Annotated in this window: 6 protein-coding genes and 2 pseudogenes; 6 read left to right on the top strand and 2 right to left on the bottom strand. The window is 73.4% G+C overall.

Annotated features, from left to right (window positions below; genetic code table 11):
- From EBH09_RS30870 to EBH09_RS30885, 4 genes are all read left to right on the top strand, one after another.
- The coding region (locus tag EBH09_RS30870) for a (2Fe-2S)-binding protein (RefSeq protein WP_193776623.1) at positions 1–572 on the top strand (572 nt) is incomplete at its 5' end.
- On the top strand, positions 569–1,459 hold the full coding sequence (locus tag EBH09_RS30875; RefSeq protein ID WP_121750163.1) for a dihydrodipicolinate synthase family protein: 891 nt from the start codon (positions 569–571) through the stop codon (positions 1,457–1,459). The genes EBH09_RS30870 and EBH09_RS30875, both read left to right, overlap by 4 nt.
- A 10-nt stretch (positions 1,460–1,469) precedes the next feature.
- Positions 1,470–2,471 carry a proline racemase family protein gene (locus tag EBH09_RS30880; protein ID WP_121750164.1) on the top strand — a complete coding sequence of 334 codons (1,002 nt, stop codon included), beginning with the start codon at positions 1,470–1,472 and terminating at the stop codon, positions 2,469–2,471.
- A gap of 5 nt (positions 2,472–2,476) precedes the next feature.
- On the top strand, positions 2,477–3,178 hold the full coding sequence (locus EBH09_RS30885; RefSeq protein WP_238697491.1) for a GntR family transcriptional regulator: 702 nt from the start codon (positions 2,477–2,479) through the stop codon (positions 3,176–3,178).
- Here the strand turns inward: EBH09_RS30885 and EBH09_RS30890 are convergent.
- Both EBH09_RS30890 and EBH09_RS30895 read right to left on the bottom strand, forming a co-directional pair.
- Positions 3,150–3,359: pseudogene (locus tag EBH09_RS30890) on the bottom strand (ABC transporter ATP-binding protein); the annotation flags it as partial. The gene EBH09_RS30885 and the pseudogene EBH09_RS30890 overlap by 29 nt on opposite strands.
- Before the next feature lie 52 nt (positions 3,360–3,411).
- Positions 3,412–3,558 (bottom strand): annotated as a pseudogene (locus EBH09_RS30895) (2Fe-2S iron-sulfur cluster-binding protein); the annotation flags it as partial.
- 242 nt (positions 3,559–3,800) lie between these two features.
- On the opposite strand from EBH09_RS30895, the gene EBH09_RS30900 reads away from it, so the two are divergent.
- Positions 3,801–4,697: a DUF4132 domain-containing protein gene (locus EBH09_RS30900; protein ID WP_121750166.1), complete on the top strand. Its 897-nt coding sequence runs from the start codon at positions 3,801–3,803 to the stop codon at positions 4,695–4,697.
- A 38-nt stretch (positions 4,698–4,735) separates the two neighbouring features.
- Positions 4,736–8,541 (top strand): DNA-binding protein (locus tag EBH09_RS30905; RefSeq protein ID WP_121751087.1); only part of this gene is annotated, 3,806 nt, incomplete at its 3' end.

The following is an 8,541-nucleotide window of genomic DNA, read 5'->3' on the forward strand; positions in this document are numbered from 1 at the left end:
ACGCCGAGCAGCGCACGAGCGTCCCCGGCGTCTGGGCGGCCGGGGAGTCCACCGGCGTCGGCGGCGCCGCCCTCGCGCTCGCCGAGGGGCACATCGCCGGGCGATCGATCGCCGCCCGACTGCGGGACACCGGGCCCGAACCGGCCGGCCGGACGCCCGCCGAGCGGACCCGCGAGACGCTGCGGACCTCCGCCGAGGCCCTCGCCGCCGCCTTCGCCCCGCCCGCCCACTGGACCGACCAGGTCACCGACGACACCCTTGTCTGCCGCTGCGAGGAGGTCACCGCCGGCGCCGTCCGGGAGGCCGTCGACGGACTCGGCGCGGGGGACGTGCGCACCGTGAAGCTGCTGACCCGGGCCGGGATGGGCTGGTGCCAGGGGCGGATGTGCGCCACCGCCGTCGCCGGACTCACCGGATGCGAAGCCACCCCTTCCCGGCGGCCGTTCGCCCGCCCGGTGCCCCTCGGCGTGCTCGCCCAGGAGCAGCCGGAGCAGCCGGAACAGCCGGAACAGCCGAAGCGGCCCGGGCCGGAACAGCCACGGCCGGAACAGTCCGAGAGAGGATCCACATGACCGACCACCGCCCCTGGCGCGGCGTCCTCGTCGCCACCGCACTCCCACTGAACGACGACCTCTCCATCGACCACGACGCCTACGCGGACCACTGCGCCTGGCTGGTGGCGAACGGCTGCGACGGTGTCGTACCCAACGGCTCCCTCGGCGAGTACCAGGTGCTCACCACCGAGGAACGCGCCCGGGTAGTAGAGGCCGCCGTCGCCGCCATCGGCGGGGAGCGGGTCATGCCGGGGGTCGCCGCCTACGGGTCCACCGAGGCCCGCCGCTGGGCCGAGCAGGCACGGGAGGCCGGCTGCGGCGCGGTGATGCTGCTGCCGCCCAACGCCTACCGCGCCGACGAACGTTCCGTCCTCGCCCACTACGCCGAGGTCGCGAAGGCGGGCCTGCCGGTCGTCGCGTACAACAACCCCGTCGACACCAAGGTCGACCTGGTGCCGGAACTGCTCGCCCGGCTGCACGGCGAGGGACACATCCAGGGCGTCAAGGAGTTCTCCGGTGACGTCCGCCGCGCCTACCGCATCGCGGAACTCGCCCCGGACCTGGACCTGCTGGCCGGCGCCGACGACGTCCTGCTGGAGCTGGCGCTCGCGGGGGCGAAGGGCTGGATCGCCGGATACCCCAACGCGCTGCCCGCCGCCTGCGTCGAGCTGTACCGCGCCGCCGTCGCCGGGGACCTGTCCACGGCCGACCGGCTGTACCGGCAACTGCACCCGCTGTTGCGCTGGGACTCGAAGGTCGAGTTCGTGCAGGCGATCAAGGTCTCCATGGACCTCGCCGGACGACACGGCGGCGCCTGCCGCCCGCCGCGTGTGCCGCTGCTGCCCGAACAGGAGGCCGCCGTCCGCGCCGCCACCGAGAAGGCCCTCGCGGCCGGACTGGCGTAGGGGTACGACCATGCGCAGCGGACTCGTCCTGCACGCCGTCGACTCCCACACCGAGGGCATGCCCACCCGAGTGGTCACCGGCGGCATCGGCACCATCCCCGGCGCGACCATGAACGAGCGGCGGCTGTACTTCCGCGAACACCGCGACGACGTCAAGCGGTTGCTGATGAACGAACCGCGCGGCCACGCAGCCATGAGCGGCGCGATCCTCCAGCCGCCCACCCGGTCCGACTGCGACTGGGGCGTCGTCTACATCGAGGTCTCCGGCTACCTCCCCATGTGCGGACACGGCACGATCGGCGTGGCGACCGTCCTCGTGGAGACCGGCATGGTCGAGGTCGTGGAACCCGTCACCACCATCCGCCTCGACACCCCCGCCGGAGTCGTGGTCGCCGAGGTGGCGGTGGCGGGCGGCGCGGCCAGGGCGGTGACCCTGCGCAACGTGCCCTCCTTCGCCGTCGGCCTCGACCGCGAGGCGACCCTGCCCGGTGGCCGGACGGTGACGTACGACCTCGCCTACGGCGGCAACTTCTACGCGATTCTGCCGCTGGAGCGGCTGGGCCTGCCCTTCGACCGGTCCCGCAAGGACGACATCCTCGCCGCCGGCCTCTCCCTGATGGCGGCCATCAACGAGGACGAGGAGCCGGTCCACCCGGAGGACTCCTCCATCCGGGGCTGCCACCATGTCCAGGTGACCGCACCCGACGCCACCGCCCGCCACTCCCGGCACGCCATGGTGATCCATCCCGGCTGGTTCGACCGCTCGCCCTGCGGCACCGGCACCAGTGCCCGAATGGCCCAGCTGCACGCCCGGGGTGAACTCCCCCTGCACACCGAGTTCGTGAACGAGTCCTTCATCGGCACCCGGTTCACCGGCCGGCTGCTCGGCACGACCGAGGCCGGGGGCCTGCCCGCCGTGCTGCCCAGTTTCACCGGCCGCGCGTGGATCACCGGCACCGCGCAGTACCTGCTCGATCCCGAGGACCCCTTCCCCGCGGGGTTCGTGCTGTGAGTGCCGTGAACGCGAAGGCCACCGGTCCCGCGCTGCCCGTCCTCGGCAGCAGGAAGCCCAGTCACCGCGAGCGGGTCGCCGAGGCTTTGCGCGCCGCTCTCGTCGCGGGCGAACTGCGCCCCGGCGAGGTCTACTCGGCCCCCGGCCTCGCCGCCCGCTTCGGCGTCTCCGCCACCCCCGTGCGCGAGGCGATGCTCGACCTCGCCAAGGAAGGGCTGGTCGACACCGTTCCCAACAAGGGGTTCCGGGTCACCGCCGTCTCCGACGGGCAACTCGACGAGTACACCCACATCCGGTCGCTCATCGAGATCCCGACCACCGTCGGGCTCGCCACCACCGCCGACGCCGTCGCGCTGGAGGCCCTGCGCCCGGTGGCCGAGGAGATCGTCACCTCGGCCGCGGCCGGTGACCTCATCGCGTACGTCGAGGCCGACCTGCGCTTCCACCTGGGGCTGCTGGCGCTGGCCGGCAACGCCCACCTGGTGGAGGTCGTACGCGACCTGCGCCGGCGCTCCCGGCTGTACGGCCTGACGGCGCTGGTGGAGCAGGGAAGGCTGCAGGCGTCGGCCGAGGAGCACCTGGAGATCCTCGACGCGCTGCTCGCCCGCGACGAGGAGGCGGTGCGCGGGGTGATGACGCGGCACCTTGGACACGTCCGCGGGCTGTGGGCTGCCCGGGTCAGTGAGGCGGCGGCGGGTCCGTCCTGACCGGCTGCCCCGCCCCGCGCCTCGCCGCCTGGATCTGCTCGTACACATGGGTCCGCAGCTCGGCGTAGCGCGGGGCCACCCGCGTGTGCACCTGTCCCGGCTCGCCCGGCAGGCCGGCCTTGAGCTGCTCCCGTACGACCGTGGGGGAGGCACACGGCACGACCACGTGTTCGCCCAGGTGCTGGCGACCGTCGCCCGGATCGACGCCGGCCTCCGGATCACCGGTCAGGCGCTCACAGGGCCAGCACGAGCCGCCGGCCACGGCACCGGGACACGCAGATGAGCATCGTCTCCCCGGCGGCCCGTTCCCGGTCGGTGAGTACCGAGTCCCGGTGGTCCGGCTCGCCCTCGACGACGTCGGTCTCGCAGGTGCCGCAGGTGCTGGTTCCTGGCGAAGGCGGTCATGTGCGGCATCGTTGCGGCTCCCGTCCGTCGTGGGTGGTGGCATCGTCCGCGAGGGCGTCGCGGGGTGGCAACGCTTCTTCCGTCTCACGGAAGGGCGGCGCCGCGGGCGCTGTCGGTGGGTGCCCCTAGTCTTTCGCCAACGCCACAGCGGGGCGCCCCGGTTGGGGCCGCCGGACATGCTGTGCCGGATCCCGGATGTGGAAGAGGCGAGGAAGCGATGGGTTGGCTGGCAGTGGGCGACACATACGAAGTCGCTCTGGTGGACGGCCGGGTGGTGGCCCGGTCCGCGTCGGGGCCGCCCCCGGCCGGGCAGGAGGGGAAGCGGGTGAGAGCCCTGCCCGCGGAGATCCGGGACCGGCCCGAAGTCGTCGAACTCCAGCGCTTCGCCGAGTGGCTGGACCGGCACGCGGCCGAGTGCGCGGCACAGGTCGGCAACTGGATGGTGTCCTCGCTGCCGGTGCCGACCGCTCTGCTGGCCCGGGTCTGGCCCGACGAGGCATGGCAGGCGGCGCTCCGCGACATCGTTATCGTCGGTGGCGGCGCCGAGGCCGGTGGCGGTCCCGACGAGGCCGGCTTCCTGCGCGACGTGGACGACTCGGGCGCGCTGCGGGTGGTGAACCTGGACGGTGAGACCGTCCGTCTGGCAGCCCGGACGGTGACCATGCCGCATCCGGTCCTTCTCCCCGACCTGGAGGAACTCCGGACCATCGCGGCCGAGTTGGGCGTGGCCCAGGGCGTCGAGCAGATCCACCGGGCCACCTGGCGCAAACCCGCGACCGGCGGCGGGGCCGACAGGGTCACCGAGTTCGCCGACGCCGAGTACCGCTCCTGGTTCCACCTCTCCTCCCGCGCCACGTCCCTCGGCTACCAGGTCTCCGGCAGCGGCATCGTCGACAGGATCCGGGACACCGGGCACGTCATCACCGCAAGGGTCGGCATGAGCGATCCCTACACCGAGGACAAGGCCTGGACCGGCAGCCTGTCCTGGAGCGACGAGGACGGGCACCGGCGTCTCCCGCTGACCGAGGTCGGCCCCGTGGCCTGGTCCGAGGGCATGCGCATGGCCGCGGCCCTGCACGCCGGCCGCACCGTGACCACGGACGGCACCGAGTGAACGGCAGCGGAACGCACGCCCACGGAAGGCACGTGAACATGAGCGACGGCACGACACGGGACGCGGCGACGGCGGAGGTGGAGGAGCTGTTGCGCGCGGGTGCGGTGCTGCCGCGGGGCACCACCGGCGGAGGCGACCGGGCCGTGCCCGTGTACGCCCGGGCCTACCGGCATCCGGGACTGGACGGGCGGACCGTGGTGCGCCTGATCGCCGAGGACGGGACCGGCGACCCGGACACGGGCTTCCTCGGACTCGAACCCGAGGGCGAGCCGGTGGAGGTCGGTGTCGGACAGCACCGGGCCCTGGGCTTCCCCGAATGGGTGCTGGTCCGTCATCCCTCGGACGGACACCTGGCGATGTCCCTGGTCGAGGAGATGAACAAGGTCGCACGGACGGTGAGATCCCGGGCGAAGAAGGCCCGTGCCACCTACGAGTCGATCGGCGCACGGCTCGCGGGCTCCGTACCGCACTTCCTGCCGACCTTCTACGAGCAGGCCGGGCGGGTGTTCCTGGCCGCCGACCAGACGGCCTACGCGTCCCAGATGTTCGTCAACGCGCGCAAGGCCGAGACGGCACACGCGCTACCGTTCGACGAGGCACGCATGGACGCGGTGTTCCTCGAGTTCGCCCTGGCCGGCGCGGTGCCGACGAAGATCCTCTCCAGCTACGCCAAGGGGCTGTCGTCCCGCGTACCGGCCGCGACGGCCTTCCGGCACCTGCGCGGGCTCTTCGTCCGGCTCGCCGCGCACGGCGTGCCGCCGTCGAGCCCGGGCGCGGCCGACCTGCGCCGGCTGGCGAAGACGGTCGCGGGCAAGAACGCGCTCGCCGAGGAGATGGCCCACCTCCGCGAGATGCTGCCGCTGCCCGGCACGGTCAAGGCACCGCCAGGCTGGTGGAAGGCCCACCGGGCCGCCCTGCTGGAACTGACCCGGCGCGAGCCCGCCGTCCGCGGCACGCTGCTGGGGCTGCTGCCGGCGGAGTGGGAGCGGGACGAACTGCCCCAGTGGCTGGCCCTGCTGGAGGACGCCGGAGCGACTGCCGGGCTGTGCGACGCCACACTGCCCGCCGAGGCCCGTTCCCCCGACGGCACGGTCGGATGGACGCGCAGGTTCCTCGCACTGTGCGGGACCGACAGACACCAGGCCGCGCCGCCGGAACTGTATCCGCTGGCCGACCGCATGGCCGACGCACTGCGTGCCGAACTCCGGGCCCAGGGGGACACCCTCCAGCCCCCGGTCGGCGACGTGAACCTGCTCGACCAGCTTCTGTCCCTCGACATACCGGTGGCGGAACCCGCCGATGACCAGAGGCTCGCCCTGAGCACGTGGGCGGCCCGCGAGTACCGTCGGGACCTCCTCGCGCTGGAGGCCGACGCGCGTTTCCGTCCGGCGTTCCGGCGCGGCTGCCCCGAGGGGAAATGGGGCAACAGCGAGGAGACCGTCGTCAACCTGGCCGAGGCCCCAGGCGGGCGGACGATGCTCGCACCCTGGGTGGCGGAGGTCGGCCGGAGGTACCTCACCTGCGAACTGGCCGGACTCTCCGGCTACTCCGGCGCTCTGCGCACGCTGTCCTGGCTGCCGGGGAAGGCGCTGGCCGTCGCCGCCGACGAGCTGCGGGAAGCCCTGGCCACCGGCGTCGCACCCGCGCTGGCCCGCACCCTGCGCACCGGCGTCCTCGACGAACTGGGCTGGCCGGCCTGGGAGGAAGCCCTGCGGTCCGCCGACTCGCGGGAGCAGAACCGGGGCATCAGGGTCGTCGACGGCTGGCCGTACCTCATCGTCATGTCCGGTGGAGAGGCCCGGGTGATCGGGGCGGAGGGCACGGTTCTCGCCTGTGTGCCGCGCCTCCCGGACCCTTCGGACCTGTTCGGGTCGTTCACCTGTCAGTACGTCGACGGCGGGCTGCTCGTCTGGTGGCGACTGTCCTCCACGGCCGGCTCCACCCTCACCTGGCAGGGGTACTGGCACGGCACCGCAGACTCGCCACGCATGGCGGTCGAGGGCGATGTCCACGCCTGGTGGCCCTGCGAGGTGGACGGGAGCGGAGGAGTCAACGGCGGTATGGCACCCGCGTCCCTTCCCCTTCCCGGAGGCGGCCGGACCACCGGTCGCGGGGTGCTGCGCCGAGGGGACGCCTTCGTGCCGCAGACACGTCAGGTGATCAGTGACGGCACGTCGTACTGGGTGTTGGACGGGGAGGACGGGAAGTACACCTGGCGCGCCTACGACCCGGTCGGTGGCACGCTGGGCGAACCCGGAGCACCACAGTGGATCGACGAGGCCCTGCGCACCGCTCCGGAGGGAAGCACCCTGAACAGCGCCTGGCTGCTGCCCGCCCCCTCGGCCGTACCGGGCCCGATGTGCGCCCCGGTGGACGGGGTGCTCGGCTGGCGCGTGGTGACCCTACCCGACGGTTCGCGGCGGGGCGAGGACCTGGCCGGACGCTCGGTCGTCGTGCCACCCGGAGTGGCCGGGGACCCGCAGCACGCGCTGGTCTTCCCCGGCGCCGACCGGCCGGTGACCGTGATCCACACCTCGCGCACGGTCAGGCTCTTCGACACCAAGGGCGCGCTGCTCGCCGAGACCGGGTCCGGCTACAGGGCCGGACCCTTCAACGCCGGTACGGCCCTGCTTCCGCACCTGCGCTACTGGCACCTCCTCCAGCCGCGCGACCCGCGGGGGTCCGCCGCGCTCCGCCAGGTCGGCGAGGACACCGCCAAGGCGCTCCTGACGGGTGCCCTGTCGGCGCTGGACGCCGAGAAGGACGGCGAGCGGGGCGAGGAGGAGGCGGAGACGGACGACCGGGACGTGGTGGGCGGCCTGGTCCGGAAACTCCTGCCCGAGATCGGCCACGAGGCGCTGCGCGCCGGCGTCGCCGGGGTGGTGAGGTTCGCCGCCGAGCAGCAGCGGGTCCTGGACGAGGCGCTGACCCGGCTCGACTCCGCGATCGCCGGGGTCGAGCCGCGGGAGCCACGGCCCAGGACGGGAGACAAGCTGCTGGAGGCGGCGGTGAACGGTGTCGGCCTGACCGGCCGGGGCTGGCGCCCCACTTACTGGGCCGGAGAGCACCACCTCCACAACCTGCCGCACCTGCTGGGCCGGTCGATGCGGGGCCCGGCCGAGCCGGCTCCCCCGGGCCGGACCCACCTCGAACTGGCCAGACAGGAGTCGCTGAGGAAGATCGACGCCCTGGCTCTGCCCGAACTGCCCGCGATACTGGCCCTGCGGGCCGGTTCGATGCCCACCGTGGAGGAGCACCGGCAGCCGCTGGACGCGTTCCTCGCCGAGTTCGACGCGCAGATACTCACGGAGCTGGACCCCGGCCACTGGCGCCGTGTGCGGCTGCGACTGGACCAGAGCCTGTTCGAGGGGCCCGACGCCGTGCGGGGCAACACCGACGAGACGGTGCTGGACCTCGACGGCGGCGCGTTCCTGCTCTTTCCCCACCGCGCGTTCGACTACCTGCGTGAATGGGACTCCGAGGACGACACCACGAGCCGGCGCTACGGAGCGGTCTTCCACGATCCGTCCGGCCGGTTCGAGGTACCCGCGCCGTACACCGCGGTCGCCGCGGGGGAGTTCGTGCCGAAGCCGACCCGAGCGCCCGGCTGGGCGGCGGCGTTCCGCGCCGAGCTGGCCGAGCGCGGCCCGGCACCCTGGTTCCCGGCGGCCGCCGAGGAGTTCGCGCGGCTCACCGGCGTCACCCCGACGACGGCCCGGCTGGTGGTCGCCGGCCTGCCCATGATCGACGACAAGCGCGAGCCGGTGCCCTCCGCGACGCTCAGGACGATCGGAGTGAAGTCGGCCGACGCGCGCGTGGCCAAGGACGAACTGCGCTCCGTCGA

The organism is Streptomyces sp. E2N166 (assembly GCF_003671715.1).
Lineage (GTDB): Bacteria > Actinomycetota > Actinomycetes > Streptomycetales > Streptomycetaceae > Streptomyces > Streptomyces thinghirensis.

What these genes read in the sequence shown, in the direction of transcription:
- EBH09_RS30875 (WP_121750163.1), top strand. Translation starts at nt 569, where the DNA reads ATGACCGACCACCGCCCCTGGCGCGGCGTCCTCGTCGCCACCGCACTC.
- EBH09_RS30880 (WP_121750164.1), top strand. Translation starts at nt 1,470, where the DNA reads ATGCGCAGCGGACTCGTCCTGCACGCCGTCGACTCCCACACCGAGGGC.
- EBH09_RS30900 (WP_121750166.1), top strand. Translation starts at nt 3,801, where the DNA reads ATGGGTTGGCTGGCAGTGGGCGACACATACGAAGTCGCTCTGGTGGAC.